Here is a 16,516-nt window from a genome sequence, read left to right as displayed (position 1 = left end):
CCTCGGCCAGTTGGAGAAACGGGTCGGCCTGTTGCTGCGGGAGAGTTCACCCGCGTCGTACTCGACGCCGGTGGTGATCACCTGGGGGCTGGCTTTCGACCAGCTGGCCGAGCAGACCCCCGCCGCGTTGCAGTTGCTGGAGCTGTGCGCCTTCCTCGGTTCGGAGCCCATCTCGATCAGACTGCTGCCGATGGGGCGCTACGCCGGGCTGCCCAGCCTGCTCGACGCCACCGTCCGGGACGACATCCAGTTGCGCCGGGCGGTGCGGGACATCGGCAAGTACGGCCTGGCGAAGGTGGACGCGACCCGCAACAGCATCCAGATCCACCGCCTGGTGCAGGCGACCCTGCGGGACCGGCTCACCCCGGCCGACCGGGAGACCTACCGCACCGCCGTGCAGAAGCTCCTCGCCGCCGCGAACCCCGGTGATCCGACGGAGGACCAGGAGATCTGGCCCCGGCACGCGGAACTCAACCCGCACGTGCTGGCCTCCGGGGCGATCGACGGCGAGTCCGACGACATCCGCAAGGTGGTGCTCGACCAGATCCGCTACCTCTACGTCAGCGGCGACTACGAGAGCAGCCGCGAGCTCGGCTCGATCGCGTACCGCCGGTGGCTGGAGAAGCTGGGGGCGGCCAACGAGCAGACCATCATCACCGCCCGGTTCCTCGCCAACGCGCTGCGCTCCACCGGCAATCCGCAGGAGGCGAGGCGGTTGAACGAACGGACGTACGAGATCGCCCGCGACACGCTCGGGCCCGACCACGAACACACGTTGGCGCTGGCCAACAGCTTCGGGGCGGACCTGAGGCTGTTCGGCGAGTGGCAGCGGGCCCGCGAACTGGACGAGGGGCTGCTCGAGGCGCACCGCAGGGTGTTCGGTGAGGACGCCCCGGACACCCTGCGCTGTGCGAACAACCTCGCCGTCGATTACCGGTTGCTCGGCGACTTCGAGCGGGCGCGGCGCACGGACGAGGACAACTGGGCGCGCTACCGGCGGGTGCTGGGCGACACGAACCCGTACACCCTGTTCACGGCCACCCTGCTCTCCCGGGATCTGGACGGGCTGGGCCGCTACCACGAGGCGCTGCGGTTGCAGCGGCAGTGGCTGCCGCTGCACCGGGGGAGCCTGCGGCCGGACCATTCGAACGTGCTGCGGGCGACCCGGCTGCACGCGGTCACGCTCCGCAAGACCGGCCTCTACAGCGAGGCGCTGACGGTGGCTCGTGAGGTGTACTCGCTGTGCCTGCGCCGGTTCCGGGAGAACCACGCCGACACGATCTCGGCGGCGATGACGCTGTTCAACATCCTGCCCCGCACCGAGCAGGAGCGGGTGGCGCGGGCCCGGGCCCTGGCCGAGGCCCGGGTGCTGGGCGAGGAGACGCTGACCGGCTACCAGCGGGTCCTGGGCGACGAACACCCCTTCACGTACGTCTGCATGACGAACCTGGCGATCGTGTTCCGCCTACTCGGGGACTACACCGAAGGGCGCCGGCTCGACGAGCGGGCGGTCGCCGGACTCCGTGCCGGGCTCGGGATGGAGCACCCGTACACCCTCTGTGCGACGGTCAACCTCGCCAACGATCTCGCTGCCAGCCGGGACCATGCCGGAGCGGCTTCGCTACTGCGGGAGACCCTGGCGGCGGCCCGGCAGGTGAACGGCCAAAATCACCCGGAGACGTTGATCTGCGCCGCGAACCTCTCGATCGAGCTGTCGGCGCTCGGCGACCGGCCGGCCGCCCGGGAGCTGCGCGACGCGGCCATCGCCGGGTACGAGCGGACCGTTGGCCTGGACCACCCGGACGCGGCCGAACTGCTGGCCAGCCATCGGGTGTCGATCCCGATCGACCCGCCTCCGACGTGAGCGCTGGCGGGTCCGGGAGGACGGCGGCTAGGCCCGGGCGGCGAGCGGGGCGCCCGCCGCCGGGCTGACCGCCTCGGGCGCCTCGGCCACGAGGGGGCGCAGCCAGCGGGTCAGCCGGAGCGGGTCCGGTGCGTCGGCACCGCGACGCCGGATCTCGCGGTGCAACGCGGCGACGAGTTCCGGCATCTGGTGCAGCGCGGCGGTCTCCCCGTCCGCGCCGTCGCCGCTCAGCTCGGTGAGGATCGCCAGACCGATCCAGGACCGTGGCTCGTCCGGCTGGTCGAGGATCTGGCGGAGGTAGGCGGCGCGGGCGGTCGCGTGGTCGCCGAGGATCTGCGCGATGTCGCCGGCGGACGCCTGTGGTACCTGCGTGGTCACCTGCGCCGGGTCGGTGCAGAGCTGGTCGAAGCCCTCCGGATCTGCCATCTGGAGTCCGGCCAGGTCGAATCGGACGTTGTGGGTCGAGGTCCAGCCGACGTCGTGGGTCAGCACGGCGGAGATCGGCCCGGGTGAGGCCGCCGCCCCGGCCAGCCAGTCGTCCGCCAGCCGGCGCACCCGGTGCGAATCGGGCACCCGGTTGCGCAGGCGCCAGCCGAGCCGGTGTTCGGCGGTGACCTGCCGGGCCAGCGAGGCCGCAGCCGGGGAGACGGGTTCCGCGAGCCAGCGGCGCTGCCGTTCGGTCAGCGTGGCGAGGAACCGCCGGCCCTCCTCGGTCAGGTTCGGGACCCCGTGCAGCAGCTCGGTGGTCTGCCAGACCATGGAGCGCCAGCGGGCGAATTCGAAGTCGGCGAACCGGGCGGCGGCGTCGCGCTGGACCCTCCGTTGCACCCGCCAGAAGTCGGTGACCCCGAAGAAGGCGTAGACACCGTGCAACAGCCCGCCGAGCGGCCGGGGATCGTCGCGCCACGGCGCGTAGTGCCGGGGTTCCGAATCGGCGTGGTGCAGCGGGATCAGGTCGAGCAGCGCCCCGAGTTTGGCGTGCTGCCACTCGTGTACCAGCGCCGCCGCCAGGGCGAGTGGATCGGTGGGTGGGGTCAGGGACACGGCGCCGAACGACTCCATGGCGGTCGCGTTGACGCCGTAACTCTCCTCGGGGGCGACCAGCGGGACGATCGTGGTGAGTCCCGCGGCGATCCCCTCGGCGTAGCCGGGATGTGACCGCACGAGCACCGGCCACGCCTCGTCGAGGGCCGCCTGCCACCCGGCCAGCTCGGGGTCGGAGAGCCGGCCCGCCGCCCGGAGTTGGTGGATGTCGCGGCACGGGTCGAGGTCGTCGACGATCAGCCGCAGCGTGCGGCCGGCGGCCTGGGCCGTGATCGTGCGCAGACCGGACCAGCCGGGCGCGTCCGCCGACGGGTCGCTGGGTACCAGGACCGGGCCGATCCGCAGCCGGCCGTCCTCGGCGGTGACGGTGACGCTGCCGGCCCCCGACTCGGCGCGTCCGTACGTCGGCAGCATGACCTGGCCGTCGGTGCTGGACAGCTCGATCGTGAAGTCCAGCCCGGCCCGGGCCGCCGCGGCCGCGGCGATCTCGCCCAGCCGACTGACGTCGCGGGAGGCCGCGACGGTGGCGCCGGAGCGGCGACTGCGGGGCGGCACCGTGGCGGGGCCGGCCCGCAGCCGCCGGAGTGTGACCGTCAGCCAGGAGCCGACGTGCGGAGCGAGCAGTACCTCGTCGACGGCCTCCGGCCGGTGGGCCTGGGCGCGGACGAGCAGCTCCAGCGAGGCCTCGGTGGCCGGGGACGAGTCGGCGTCCAGCAGTGCCCGCAGCAGGAACAGCCGTCGGCTGAGCTGGCCGCGGCGGAGCCGGGCGATCGTCTCGGCGTCGCCGTGGCCCGCGGCGAGCTGGCTGAAGGACCGGGCGGGAAGTCGGATCACGTCGGTCACGCGCGTTGCCTCATCACTCGGGCGACATCGGCCTGTACGCGGCCGGCGATGTGGTCGATCAGATATCGCAGGTCGGCGCAGTAGACCGAGGGATTGCGGAATCCTGAGCCCTTACGGTATCGGTGCGGATAGTACCCTCCACCACAGACCGGATGAACCGAACAATCAAGACACGCCGGAGCGAGTGCTTTCGCGCCGATCTGTCGGGCGATGACGGCCGGGTGCCGCAGGGCGGCGTCCAACGGGTGATCGGCCACGGTGAGGCCGGTGGCCGGGGCGCCCTCGTAGGCGGAGCGCAGCGTGTCGACCTGTTCGAGCGACCCGTCGACGTCGATGACGATCACCCCGACGGGGCTCAGTCCGATCTGCTCCGACCTGCTGTGGCCGCCCAGTACGCCCACGACGATCTCTTCGAAGAGGCGGAGGCGGGTCTCCCGCCGGGGCGCGTCGTACCACCGGTCGAAGACGGCGACGAGCCACTCTCCGTACCGGGTGCTGGCGTCGGGCGGACGACCCGGCGGTGGCTCGCTCCAGTTGCCGTGCGGCAGCAGGAAGTCCAGGGCCGGGGGCTGGTACGCCAGCAGCGTCTCGTAGGTCTCAACCGGATCGTTGCGCAGGTCGATGACGCTGAGTATGCCGGCGAACAGGTCGGGCTGCTCGCGCAACAGCCGCAGCGCGCGGTCGACGGCGGGGAAGCTGCTCCGGCCGCCGAGGTGCCGGCGGTGCCGGTCGTTGGCCACCCGGCCACCGTCCACGCTGACCCCGACCCGCAGGCCGGCGGCGCTCAGCAGGCGCAGGCGTTGCTCGGTCAGGCGGGTGCCGTTGGTCTGCACGGTGAACTGTGCCACCGTCCCGGACGACAGCGCCGCACGCAGCGTGCTGACCACCCGCTGCAACGTGGCGGGCGGGGCGAGCAGCGGCTCGCCGCCGTGCAGGATGACCCGGATCGTCGACAGGCGGTGGTCGCGGGCGTGTTCGGCGATGCGCCGGGTCGCCAGGTCGACGACCTCGTCGGGCATGAAGGCCGTCCGGCCTCGCCAGGAACGGTCGGCCAGCTCGTACATGTAGCAGTAGTCGCAGGCGAGGTCGCACCGACTGTGCAGCTTGACGACGAAGTCGTGGAACGGGGTGGGCCGCCAACCGGCCGGTGTGATGTCCAGCGGTGACTCGCCGAGAGGCCATTCAGACGGCAGAGGAAGTGACGGCGGCGCGCTGGTGACCACGACGGGGTTCAGATCGCGGAGGTGAAACCAGCGACGGGGTCCTGCGGTCGGTCCAGCTCGTCGAGAATCCGCTCCAGGCAGTGCACGAACGCGCCCTGCCTCGCCTCCCGGAGTTCGGCGAGGCTGATCTTGCTCACATCCAATTGGTGAGACAGATAATCATCGACCGTGGGTTCCATCGATTCCTCTATAGGACAATCGCATGCTAGTGATCCTGACCGGCTCCGAACGCGGCAGCTGGAGGCGGAGCAAATTTCCTAAACTAGCCCAAGGTACCAGTGGATGCCGGACAACCGGGTCAGTCTACGGCCGACGCTCCGCCCCGGACAGTCCATAGCCGGCGCGCGTACCGGGGGCTGTCCGATTTTTGGCAGTGGTCGCGGAAGTCGCGGCGCCGCGCCCGCCGCCATCCGGCGGATCACCCGCGGCAAACCTCCGCCACCGCGCCCGCTCGTGACGCCGTTGTTCGAGACGGCCGCTGGGAAGCCAGCCATCGTGGCAGATCACTGCTCCTCGCTAAACGGCTCGTCGCTCCACCGCCACCACGCCTCGTTGCCATCGATGTGAAGTAGGAACTCAGGAACCTCCTGGCCGTCCGGGTACCGAAGCGTGACGGTGTTCCGAACTGCCTCGTATGCGCGCTCCCAGGACTCCGCGTCCTCATCAACGCCATCGAGCAGCCGCAACTCCTTGGCGAAGAGCGTCCGGACCTCCGCAAGCCCTTCCCTCCGGTCGACACGAGCATTCAGCCACGTTCTGCGCACGTCCGGCCTGCCGCCGGTGTGATCAGCGATCAGAAGCCGATGAGGTTCATCGCCGAGAAGATACGGCCGGGCGGTGGCGTGCCGCGCGCAGAGACCTGAGCGAGAATGGGCCAGTTCGAATCGCAACCCTGGAAGGACCCTCCCTTGGCCGGTGGACTCGTAGCCCTGCTGGATGACGTGGCGGTGCTGGCCCGGGCCGCTGCCGCGTCGATCGATGACATCGGGGCGGCCGCCGCGAAGGCCGGCGCCAAGGCTGCGGGTGTCGTCGTCGACGATGCTGCCGTCACGCCGCAGTACGTGCGGAGCCTGGCGGCCGAGCGCGAGGTGCCGATTATCAAGCGCATTGCCGTGGGGTCGCTGCGCAACAAGTTCTTCATCATCCTGCCGGCGGTGCTGCTGCTCAGTCAGTTCGTGCCTTGGCTGCTCACTCCGATCCTCATGCTCGGCGGCGCCTACCTCTGTTATGAAGGCGCGGAGAAGGTGTGGGCCAAGATCGCCCATCACGGTGCCTCCGGCGCGGGCGAAGAGAAGGTGCAGGACGAGACGACACTGGTGTCTGGGGCGGTGCGAACCGACCTGATCCTCTCGGCGGAGATCATGGTCATCAGCCTTAACGAGGTGATCGATGAGGCGTTCTGGTCCCGCCTGACGATCCTGGCTGTCGTCGCCGTCCTCATAACCGTCCTGGTGTACGGCGTGGTGGCCCTGATCGTAAAGATGGACGACGCCGGGCTGCGCCTGTCGCAAGGTTCCGGCGCCGTCGCCACGTTCGGCCGCGGTCTGGTGAGGGCGATGCCGGTGGTCCTCAGCGTGCTGACGGTAGTCGGCACCGCGGCGATGCTGTGGGTGGGCGGGCACATCCTGCTGCTAGGCACGAACGAGCTGAACCTGCACTTCCTGTACGAGGCCGTGCACCACGTGGAGGTCGCCGCCCACGACGCCACGGGTGTTCTCGGCGGGCTCGTCGGCTGGCTCGTCAACACGGTGGCCAGCGCGGTCCTCGGGCTGATCGTCGGAGCGCTGGTCGTGCTGGTCATGACTCTCACGCTGCACCGCCGCAAATCCAAGGCTGCGGCTGCGACTGCGGCGGCCACGACTCGTACTGACGGCACCATCCCCGCGCCGCCGAGCCGTGCAGCTCGGCGCCGCGACGCCCCTGCGGACCAAGCGCCGCGCGGTTGACCGCGACATCATCGCAACTCGACCACGGGGTCAGGCGTTCTGGTGCTGAAGCCCTTTGGTGCTCCAGCCGCACCCGGTGGAGTCGGAGTCTTCGCTGGTAGTGGGCCGTGTTGGCGCGGTATCGATGTCGTCGTCGCCATCGTGACCATCGATGGATGTGGCCGAAGGGTCGAATCGTGGTGATCTCATGGTCGAGACCGACTGCGATCATCGCGCTCACCGGTGCGCGAACCGCGCCAGCAGATCATGCAGACCCGTCCGCGACCCGACGATTTGATCGACCGACACAAGCGCGAAAGCTTGCCCTGGTAGCCGTGTACGGCATCAGGACCACTGGATGCGCCACACCACATTGACCTGGGTGGAACGGCACTGCCGGTACGTGGCCGCAGGTGAACCACGTCGCGTCGCCCCGTCCGAGCAGGGAACAGCAGCCGCGGGTGCGTGCGTTCCCGACTCACCGCCGATTCAGTCGTCGAGCGTCTTCAACAGCCCAAGCGTGCGCGACTCGATCAGCCGGTAACCGGCTTCGTTCGCCACGCGCAGCGCGGCCTTGGCGTGCTCGCGAGCGACGTCGGGCTGCCCGGTGGCCAGGCACACCGCCGCCAGCCCCACCAGCGCACTCGCCTCGCACCACACGAACCGGGTCTGCCGGGCCAGGTCGAGCGCCAGACGGTGTTCCTCGGCTGCCTCTGCTGGCCGTTCAGCGGCCAGTAGCACGCGACCGTAAGCCTCTCGTGCCCACGCCTCGGTGCCGGCGTCGCCGATCTCCTGCGTCAAGGCCACTGCATGTCGCGCGTCGGCGCAGGCGCGTGGTGCGCGGTCGGTCATCGACCACAACAACGCACGTCCGCTGAGCGCCGTCGCCTCGCCGTACTGGTAGCCAAGATCGCGGTTGGCGACCAGCGCCCGGTCGTACAACTCCTCGGCGGCTTCCCGGTCTCCACGGTCGCGGCGGATGCCCGCGAGGTCAACCAGAAGGACCGCTTCGTTGTACCGTGAGCCGCTTCGTTCCGCGCAGGCTAGGGCGTCCCGGATGTGCTGGTCCGCCTGCGACAGCGCACCGAGCTGCCAGTGCGCGAAGCCGAGGTTGGCGAGGGACATGGCCTCGCCGCCGTCGTTGCGGTATTGCCGGTTGAGCTCCAGGGATCGCTGGGCGCAGTCGATTGCGGCTCGGGGATTGCCGAGGCGCTGGTGCACCGCGCTGAGATTGTTCAACAGGGCCGTGCGTCCCTCCGGCCACCGGTCATGGGCGTTGATGCGGAGGCCGTCGAGGAGGTGTTGGCGGGCTTCCTCGTATCGGCCGGCGGTGACGTGGGCGAGGGCGATGCTCAAGTGCATGCTGGCCTGGGCTGTCAGGTCGTTCGCGGCCTCCGCGGCAGCCAACCCTCTGGTGGCTGCGGACAGCCACTCGGCGCGGCGACCACGCTGGTGGAACCAGGCGCGTAGGGCGTCGGTGAGCTGCCAGACAAAGCGTGCATGCCCGTGGTCGGCGGCGTTGATCGCTGCGATGACATTGGCTGCCTCTGCGTCCAGCCACGCCAGCGCCTCGTCGGCATCGGGGAACGATTGTTGCGGGACCGGCCCGGGGAGTCTGAGGAAGTGGGGGATGAGTTGACGTCCGGCGGCGTCGGCCCTGCTGCGATAGTGCTCAAGTAGACGCTGCCGGGCGTCGTGACGGGTGGTGTCGTCGTCCTCCGTGACAAGCCGGTCCACGGCGTACTGGCGGAGCAGGTCGTGAAACCGGTATCTGTCGCCTCCCTGATGCTCGATCAGGTGTGCGGACGCGAGGGCGCGGAGTGTTCTCGTCGCGATGGGGGGCGCGACCCCCTCGAGCGCGGCGGCGACGTGGGCGGTGAAGCTGCCACCGGGGACCAGCCCGATGTGACGGAACATTCGTTGCTGAGCGGTGGGCAGGGCCCGATACGACATCGCGAAGGCCTTCGTGACCGCGCCCTCGTCGGCACCGTCGACGGTCAGGCTGGTGAGAGGACCGCCCTCATCGAGTTCCTCGGCCAGTCCGGCGATGTGGGGATGGCCGCTCGTCTGCAGGTTCGCTGCCGCTATCCGCAGTGCCAGTGGCAGGTGCCCGCAGAGGTGGGCGAGGCGGGCCGCGGCGCCGGCCTCGACCCGAACGGCCTCGTCCCCGAGCATCGCCGCCAGCAGCCGTACGGAGTCCGTCGGGCTGAGCACACCCAGCAGCAGAGATCGGGCGCCAGCCCGGACGACCAGCTCACCGAGCCGACGACGGCTGGTGATCAGGACAGTGCCGCTGGGCGGGATCAGCGGCATCACCTGGTCGGCGTCACGAGCATTGTCCAGCACCAGCAAAATCCTGCGGCCGGTCATCGTCGAGCGGAACAGCGAGACCCGGCCGTCCTGATCGTCCGGAACAACGCGGGGGTCGACACCAAGGCCACCAAGTAGCTGGCCGTGCGCGGCGGACGGTGTGACGGGTGGACGCTCGACGTCGAAGCCGCGCAGGTCGATGAACATCTGACCATCGGGGAAGGCGCCACGCACCCGATGCGCCCAGCGCACCGCCAGCGCCGTCTTTCCGACTCCGGGGATTCCGCTGACAACCCAGACCGTCGTGGCGCTGGACCCGCCCGATAGCTGGTCGAGATGGGTCATCTCGTCAGTTCTACCGATGAAACCTGGTACGTCCTGTGGCAGCTCCTCCGGACGGTGCGGGACGCTCGACAGTGCGTCGCCGCGTTCCGCCGGCAGCACCGGATCGCCTCTGAGGATGAGCCGGTGCAGGCGGCTGAGCTCGCGTGACGGTTCCAGGCCGAGATCGTCGTGTAGCCGGGTGCGGAGATTGCGGTAGACCTCCGATGCTCGATCGGCCTGGCCCTCGAGATACAGGGCTGTCATGAGCTGACCGACGAGGCGATGCCGATAGGGCTGTCCGGCCACCTGGTCGGACACCTCGCGCACCACTCTCCTCGTGCGACCCAGGCGCAGCAGCGCGTCCGCCCGGTCCTCCGCAGCCGTCCAACGGGCCTCCATGAGACCGGAACAGAGCAGTCGGCGTCCGGAATCGTCGACGACGTCGAGCAGTGGTTCACCTCGCCACAGGTCCAACGCCTGGTCCAGCAACTCCACGGTGGTGGGATCGTCGGAGGAGCCTGCGGCCTGCTGCACGAGGGCGGAGAAGCGGTGTGCGTCGACGGTCGCGGGATCGGTGTGCAGCTGGTAGGCGCCGCGCTCGCTCAGCAACTGCGCGGATGCACCGGTCTGCCGGAAGGTGGCCCGTAGGCGCGAGACCATGGCCTGCACCGTCGCTCGTGCGCTGGGCGGGGGCGCCTGCGCCCAGATCAGGTCGATGAGCCGGTCCGCCGGTACCGGTCGATTGGCCTCCAGAACGAGCGCCGCCAGGAGCAGCCGGGGCTGTCGTCCTCCGATGGCGAGACGGACACCCTCGGACCAGATCTCCACCGGCCCGAGGACCCGAAACTCCATGTGCACATCCCTGCCGTCGCTGCCTGTGCGGGCCGGCGCGACTCCTCTGCAAGCATTTTGCAAGATCGCTGCATGCGCCGGCCCTGATTATGGTCGAGCCCGCTGACAGTGAGCGGGCGGTACGAGCGTGCGCTTCGCGCCGCGGCCAGCACGGGGGTGGCCGCGAACGACGAGGGGTGCGCACGGTCCGGTGCGCTTATCCGGGGGCGACGAGCGACGCATCGACTGGGCGACGGCCTTGGGGGAGAGGCAGTCGCCGATGACGTGGCGGGCTTCGAAGACCGGTGAACACCGTGTCGGACGACCCTGCCACCTCGCTTGCCACGGCGATGTTCTCCGCATCGCCGGTGTGATGGCTGCTGGCCGAGCACAACGATCCACCGGCCGGACGCGCCGTCCACCGGACGGCACCGGCACCGGCCGGTCAGCCAATAGAGGGAGTGCGATGAGAAACCCCCTGGCCCTGATCAGCGCGACAGTTGTGCTGGCAGCGGCAGTGTTGACCAGTGGCGTCGCGCAGGCGGCGCCCGATTCGGCCACGGCGCCAGCCGCCGTCGGAGCCGTCGCGCCGCCGCACACCGAACCGCCGGTCGCCGCCCCGCCGGTCCCGCGACCGACGCCGTTCAAGGAGGCGCCGCTCGGCACCGCCACCGGCAGGACGGCCGCCCCGCCCGACTTCGGCCCCGGGGAACGCGTGCTCTCGGCGTACCACCGGGGGAAGCTCTCCCGCGACGACGCCGTGCGGTATGGCCTGGCCGCGGTGCGTTCGCCCCGGTCGTTGCCGGTGCACCTTCGGCCGACCGGTGCCATCCACGACCCGCAGCGATATCTGACCTACCTGTCGATGTTGGCGGCGAGCGCCGATGCGGAGGCGGCGCGGGCCATCGCGCCAGATGTCGCGGTGCCTGCCGGCGCCGCCACGGCCGCCGACTACGACGACTGCGCCGCCGAACCGTACGACTACCTCGGGGTGACCTATCGCTGCCGGGCGTCGGCCGGCGAATTCCTCGTCCTCTACAACATCGCCGGTGGAGGCAGGCCGGGCATCCCGGCGGACGCCAACCCGAACGGCCGGGCGAAGGCGGTGCAGCATCTGCTGAACGCGCTCTCGATCGCCGTCGACGAGTATCGCGAGATGGGCTACCCGCTGCCCGTGCGGGACGGCAAGCCCTGGGTGCTGGTCTACGGCGTCGATGAGATTCCGATCGTCGGCGGGGCTGGCCTGCCCATCGACGCGCCGTTCGTCCTGCCGTTCGGCTTGAACCAGCAGGCGACCATGCTGGTGCCCAACGGGCAGGACGACTGGGACTACCTGCCGCGGCATGAGCTGTTCCACGTCATGCAGTACCAGTACTGGGATCGGTCCGACGTCGGCCTGGACTACCTGGCCCTCTTCGTGGGCGGCAAGGAATTCGGCTCGATGAACTGGTGGATGGAGGCCACCGCGGAGTGGGCGACCCGCCAGACCTACGCCCGTGCGCCGTACGTGCCCATCCCCGGCGAGGAGAAGCTGTACGCCCGCAACGTCTACGACGTGCTCAGCAAGCCCGGGGCGGCACTCAACTCCTGGGGCGGGCTGGGCGGCGGTCCACAGTATGGCGCGTTCCTGCTGCCGACCTACCTCACCGAGCAGATCGATGCCTCCTTCGTGCGACGCACGTGGGAAAGCGTCCGGGACCACGACCATCTGCCGATCGAGGCGATCCGGCACACCGCTGCGGGCTACGGCCTGAACTTCGCGGACATGCTCCTCAACTACCACATCGCCAACTATCGGCTGGCCAAGGCGAACGCCGCGCCCGCACCGACGGTGGACGCCTGGCGCATCTACGGCTACTCCGACTCCGACGCGAGCCTGTGGCGCGGCAACCTCACCGGCGCGAGCGGGACGAGCGGCGACGCCCTCGGGGGTGCCAGACCGGCCCGCAAGAGTCACTCGACGCCCGCCGGCACCCAGGTGGAGTACCAGGACATCCTGCGTAAGGGCGGTGCTGTCTACCACGACTTCCGCGCGGTCAAGAACTCCGGCGACGCGAGCTGCGGATACTGCTCGACCCTGCTGGTGGACACCACCAAGGACACCAACCGCAGATCTGCCGTCGTCGTCTGGTCGCCGACGGGAAGCACCGGCACGCTGGCGAAGTACCCGAGCATCCACACCGTGCGCCATCCCGACGCGGGTGGACTGATCACGGTGCCGAACTTCGCGTACCCCATGGTGGCCACCCTGGTGACCACCTGGACCGAACTGGACATCCACTCCGCCGACGCGGACGGCAGCCCGAAGACGTTCACCACGAATGTGGAGAGTGTGCTGCCACTCACGGCCCGCTCGTGCGCGCTGCGCCCGCTCTCGGTGCGCAGCGTCGAGATCACCGTCGAGCCGGAGGGCACGTTCAACAGGTACGCCGCCAGCACGCCGGACGGCTGGACCGGTGGCGACTCCACGTACTCGGTGAAGTTGCCGGACGGCCGGATCGTGTGGCTGTTCTCCGACACCTGGATGGGCCCGCTCAACGGCGACGGCACCCGCCCGGTGAGCGCGCCGCTGGTCAACAACACCTTCGTCGTGCAGAACGGCGGCAGCCTCACCACCTACCAGGGTGGCACCGCCGGGGCCCCTCGGGCGTTGATGCCGCCGTCGGGGCCCGGCAAGTGGTACTGGGTCGGTGACGGCCACCTCTCGGGCGGACAGCTTCAAGTGGTGTACCAGGAGTACGAGCGTTTCGGCTCCGGCGCCTGGGACTGGCGGTTCAACCGCAACGTCGTCGCCAACTTCGCCCTGTCCAACCTGCGGACCCCGGTCAGCGTCCGGGAGTTGCCCTCGGCCAGCGGGGTCGCCTGGGGCTCGGGGCTGCTGCCGGCCAGCCGCAGCGGCGACGGCTACACCTACGTGTACGGCGTCGACGACTCCCCGATCAACAAGCAGATGCGCATCGCCCGGGTGTACGGCAGCGACCTCGCCAACGGCACCTGGCAGTACCACACGCCGTGGGGTTGGACGCTTCGGGAGCAGAACTCCCGCAACCTGCTGACCGGCATCGCCAACGAGTACAGCGTCACCCCCTGGGGCGGACAGTTCCTCCTCCTCAGCCAGGACAGCACCGAGGCGTTCAGCGGGCAGATCAACGCTTGGACGTCCTGCTCACCGTACGGTCCGTTCACCCAGAAGACCCCGGTCTACCGCATGCCGGAACCCGGCCCCTACGGCAGCTACTGGAACCCCAACGTCATCTCCTACAACGCCCACGTGCACCCGGCGCTCAGCTCCGGTGACACCTTCATCGCCTCCTACAACGTCAACAGCATGGACACCCGCGTCTCGCCGGACGCGGATCACTACCGCGATCCGGGCATCTACCGCCCCCGCTTCTTCCGGTTCGTCCTGGGATAACTGCTGCGGTTCGGCCGGGCGTAGGACACGCCCGCCGAAACGATCGGGCATCACCGGCGCCGGTGCGTGGCGCCAAGAGCGCGACGCGACGTGGTCGCCGCCCATCGCCAGAGCTGGCGAAGGGCGGCGACCATTCGGCATTCGCCCAGGTGACGGCAGACTCTCGCCCGTCCAATGTGGCTTCATGTGGCTCATCCCTTGACTTAACCGGAAAGCGGGCGTAAACAAAGCACAAGCAAAACGAAACGGCGGTGAAACAACACGATGTACGCCGAAGAACGACAGCAGGAGATCCTTCGCATCGCCCGGGACGTGGGCCGGGTTGAGGTGGCCGGCTTGGCCGACGGACTCAACGTGACGTCGGAGACCATCCGCCGCGACCTCACCATCCTGGAGCGGGCCGGGGTGCTGCGCCGCGTCCATGGTGGAGCGATCCCGGTTGAGCGACTCGGGTTCGAGCCCGCGCTGGCGGCGCGTGACGCGGTGCTCATCGAGGAGAAGGAGCGCATCGCCAAGCTCGCCCTGAGCGAGGTGCCCGAGGAGGGCGCGATCATCCTCGACGCCGGCACCACCACCGCCCGGTTGGCCCAGCTGCTGCCGGTCGACCGGGAGCTGACCGTCGTGGTCAACTCGCCGGTCATCGCCGCGACCCTCGGTACCTACGCCAACCTCAACGTCCTGCTGTTGGGTGGGCGGGTCCGCGGGAAGACCCTGGCGACCGTCGACGACTGGGCGCTGTCGCCGTTGGCGGACCTCTACGTCGACGTTGCGTTCGTCGGTACCAACGGCATTTCGGTCGAGCGCGGGTTGACCACCCCGGACCCGTCCGAGGCGGCGGTGAAGCGGGCGATGGTTCGTGCGGCCCGCCGCACTGTGGTGCTCGCCGATCACACCAAACTCGGCAACGACTATCTGGCCCGGTTCGCTGAGCTGGCCGACGTCGACCTGCTCATCACCGACAGCCGTGCCGACGTCGATCTGGTCGGTGACCTGGAGTCCGCAAACGTCCGGGTGGTACGCGCATGATCGTCACCGTCACCCTCAACCCCAGCCTCGACCGGGCCGTGGAGGTCGACTCACTCACCCGGGGCGAGGTCATCCGGGCTGCCACAGCTCACCTCGACCCCGGCGGCAAGGGCGTCAACGTGTCCCGTGCCCTGCTGGCCAACGGGGTGCCGTCGGTAGCGGTGTTGCCGTCCGGCGGCGACGAGGGCAACCAGCTCATCCGCCTACTTCAGACGGAGGGTGTCGAGGTCCTCGCCGTGTCGATCTCCGGAAGGACCCGTTCCAACATCACCCTGGCCGAGCCCGACGGCACGGTCACCAAAATCAACGAGCCTGGCCCGGCCATGTCCCGCGCTGAGTTCGACGAGGTGATCGACCGTGTTCTCGCCCGCGCCAGCAGCGCCGACTGGGTCGTGCTGTGCGGCAGCGTCCCGCCCGGCCTGCCCGCTGACGCCTACGCCCAGTTGTGCCGCAAGCTGCGCGCTGCCGGTGTCCGGGTCGCCGTCGACACCAGCGGTCCTGCCCTGCGCGAGGCCGCCCTCGCCGGGGCGACAGTGCTCAAGCCCAACCGTGACGAACTGGCCGACGTGGTCGGCACCCCGCTGACTGACCTCGACGACGTGGTCGATGCCGCTCAGTGCCTGCGGAAATGGGGAGCCGGCACCGTCGTGGCCAGCCTCGGCGCTGACGGCGCTGTCCTGGTCGACGCCGACGGCGTCCGCACCGGCACCTGTCCGGTCGCCCGGCCCCGCAGCACAGTCGGTGCCGGCGACGCGCTGCTCGCCGGGTTCCTCGCTGCGGGCGCCCAGGGTGCCACCGCTCTCGCTGAGGGCCTCGCCTGGGGTGCCGCCGCGGTGAGCCTGCCCGGCAGCCGGATGCCCGGCCCCGCAGACCTGTTCCGCCACCACGTCACCATCCACCCCTAGCCGGACGAGCTTCTTCCCCCGCGGCCGTCTGGTCCGCCCCTCGATGAAGGAGATACCCCCCGTGACCTCCTCCTCCTACACACCAGAGGTGAAGGGCCAGGGCCTCAGGGCCACTGTGCAACGCCTCGGCGGCTACCTGGCCGCGATGGTCATGCCCAACATCGGCGCGTTCATCGCCTGGGGCCTGATCACCGCGATGTTCATCCCGACCGGCTGGATCCCCAACAAGACCCTGGCCGAACTGGTCGGCCCGATGATCAGCATCCTGCTACCGGTGCTCATCGGCTACACCGGCGGCCGGCTGGTCCACGGCCAGCGCGGTGCCGTCGTGGGTGCGGTGGCGACAATGGGCCTCGTCGTCGGCGCGGACGTGCCGATGATCCTCGGCGCGATGATCATCGGGCCACTCACGGCGTACGTCCTCAAACTGTTCGACGGCCTGGTCGAGAACCGGATTCGTCCCGGCTTCGAGATGCTCGTCGACAACTTCAGCGCCGGCATCATCGGCGCCGCGATGGCCATCGGAGGCGTCTACGGCATCGGCCCGGTGGTCGAATGGCTCACCAAGCAGGCCGGTTCGGGCGTCGACTGGCTCGTCGGCAGGGACCTGCTGCCGCTGACCTCGGTGCTCGTCGAACCCGCCAAGGTGCTCTTCCTCAACAACGCCATCAACCACGGCGTGTTCGGCCCGCTGGGCATCGCCGAGGCGGCCGACAAGGGCAAGTCGGTCCTGTTCATGATCGAGTCGAACCCCGGCCCCGGCCTCGGTCTGCTGCTCGCCTTCATGGTCTTCGGCCCCCGCGCAC

At 69.7% G+C, this 16,516-nt stretch carries 11 protein-coding genes; 6 read left to right on the top strand and 5 right to left on the bottom strand.

Annotated features, from left to right (window positions below):
* A partial coding sequence (gene fxsT, locus KBX53_RS04210; protein WP_210857860.1) for an FxSxx-COOH system tetratricopeptide repeat protein occupies positions 1–1,864 on the top strand: 1,864 nt, incomplete at its 5' end.
* 27 nt (positions 1,865–1,891) lie between these two features.
* On the opposite strand, the gene KBX53_RS04205 is transcribed toward fxsT, so the two are convergent.
* From KBX53_RS04205 to KBX53_RS36145, 4 genes are all read right to left on the bottom strand, one after another.
* A complete protein-coding gene (locus KBX53_RS04205) occupies positions 1,892–3,751 on the bottom strand; it encodes an HEXXH motif domain-containing protein (protein WP_210857859.1) in 1,860 nt (619 codons plus the stop codon).
* A complete protein-coding gene (locus KBX53_RS04200) occupies positions 3,748–4,974 on the bottom strand; it encodes an FxsB family cyclophane-forming radical SAM/SPASM peptide maturase (protein WP_307857788.1) in 1,227 nt (408 codons plus the stop codon). Before KBX53_RS04200 ends, KBX53_RS04205 begins: the two co-directional genes overlap by 4 nt.
* Positions 4,975–4,982: 8 nt before the next feature.
* Positions 4,983–5,111 (bottom strand): FxSxx-COOH cyclophane-containing RiPP peptide, encoded by a 129-nt coding sequence (gene fxsA, locus KBX53_RS04195; protein WP_231639982.1) that lies wholly within the window; start codon positions 5,109–5,111, stop codon positions 4,983–4,985.
* 366 nt (positions 5,112–5,477) lie between these two features.
* On the bottom strand, positions 5,478–5,864 hold the full coding sequence (locus tag KBX53_RS36145) for a hypothetical protein (RefSeq protein WP_247675084.1): 387 nt from the start codon (positions 5,862–5,864) through the stop codon (positions 5,478–5,480).
* Positions 5,865–5,882: 18 nt separating this feature from the next.
* On the opposite strand from KBX53_RS36145, the gene KBX53_RS04185 reads away from it, so the two are divergent.
* Positions 5,883–6,920 (top strand): DUF808 domain-containing protein, encoded by a 1,038-nt coding sequence (locus KBX53_RS04185; RefSeq protein ID WP_210857858.1) that lies wholly within the window; start codon positions 5,883–5,885, stop codon positions 6,918–6,920.
* A gap of 468 nt (positions 6,921–7,388) precedes the next feature.
* Here KBX53_RS04185 and KBX53_RS04180 read toward each other — a convergent pair whose 3' ends face one another.
* Positions 7,389–10,385, bottom strand: coding sequence for a BTAD domain-containing putative transcriptional regulator (locus tag KBX53_RS04180; protein ID WP_210857857.1), 2,997 nt, complete (start codon positions 10,383–10,385; stop codon positions 7,389–7,391).
* 445 nt (positions 10,386–10,830) lie between these two features.
* On the opposite strand from KBX53_RS04180, the gene KBX53_RS04175 reads away from it, so the two are divergent.
* The 4 genes from KBX53_RS04175 to KBX53_RS04160 form a co-directional block, all read left to right on the top strand.
* Entirely contained in the window at positions 10,831–13,779 is a 2,949-nt protein-coding gene (locus tag KBX53_RS04175; RefSeq protein ID WP_210857856.1) for a hypothetical protein, read from the top strand.
* Between the two features lie 264 nt (positions 13,780–14,043).
* The gene (locus KBX53_RS04170) at positions 14,044–14,805 is read left to right on the top strand and encodes a DeoR/GlpR family DNA-binding transcription regulator (RefSeq protein ID WP_210857855.1); all 762 of its coding nucleotides are present in this window, start codon (positions 14,044–14,046) and stop codon (positions 14,803–14,805) included.
* Positions 14,802–15,710 carry a 1-phosphofructokinase gene (gene pfkB / locus KBX53_RS04165; protein WP_030328526.1) on the top strand — a complete coding sequence of 303 codons (909 nt, stop codon included), beginning with the start codon at positions 14,802–14,804 and terminating at the stop codon, positions 15,708–15,710. The genes KBX53_RS04170 and pfkB overlap by 4 nt, the downstream gene beginning before the upstream one ends.
* Positions 15,711–15,771: 61 nt before the next feature.
* Positions 15,772–16,516 (top strand): PTS mannitol transporter subunit IICB (locus tag KBX53_RS04160; RefSeq protein WP_210857854.1); only part of this gene is annotated, 745 nt, incomplete at its 3' end.

Origin of the sequence: Micromonospora sp. M51, from assembly GCF_018070305.1 — a bacterium.
Classification (GTDB): Bacteria; Actinomycetota; Actinomycetes; order Mycobacteriales; family Micromonosporaceae; genus Micromonospora; species Micromonospora parva.
The sequence above is the reverse complement of the archived record's forward strand: the minus strand, read 5'-3'. Positions and strand labels throughout refer to the sequence as shown.

Excerpts from the sequence above, each read along its gene's own strand:
- KBX53_RS04180 (WP_210857857.1), bottom strand. The coding sequence starts at position 10,385 with ATGGAGTTTCGGGTCCTCGGGCCGGTGGAGATCTGGTCCGAGGGTGTC.
- KBX53_RS04175 (WP_210857856.1), top strand. The coding sequence starts at position 10,831 with ATGAGAAACCCCCTGGCCCTGATCAGCGCGACAGTTGTGCTGGCAGCG.
- KBX53_RS04170 (WP_210857855.1), top strand. The coding sequence starts at position 14,044 with ATGTACGCCGAAGAACGACAGCAGGAGATCCTTCGCATCGCCCGGGAC.
- pfkB (WP_030328526.1), top strand. The coding sequence starts at position 14,802 with ATGATCGTCACCGTCACCCTCAACCCCAGCCTCGACCGGGCCGTGGAG.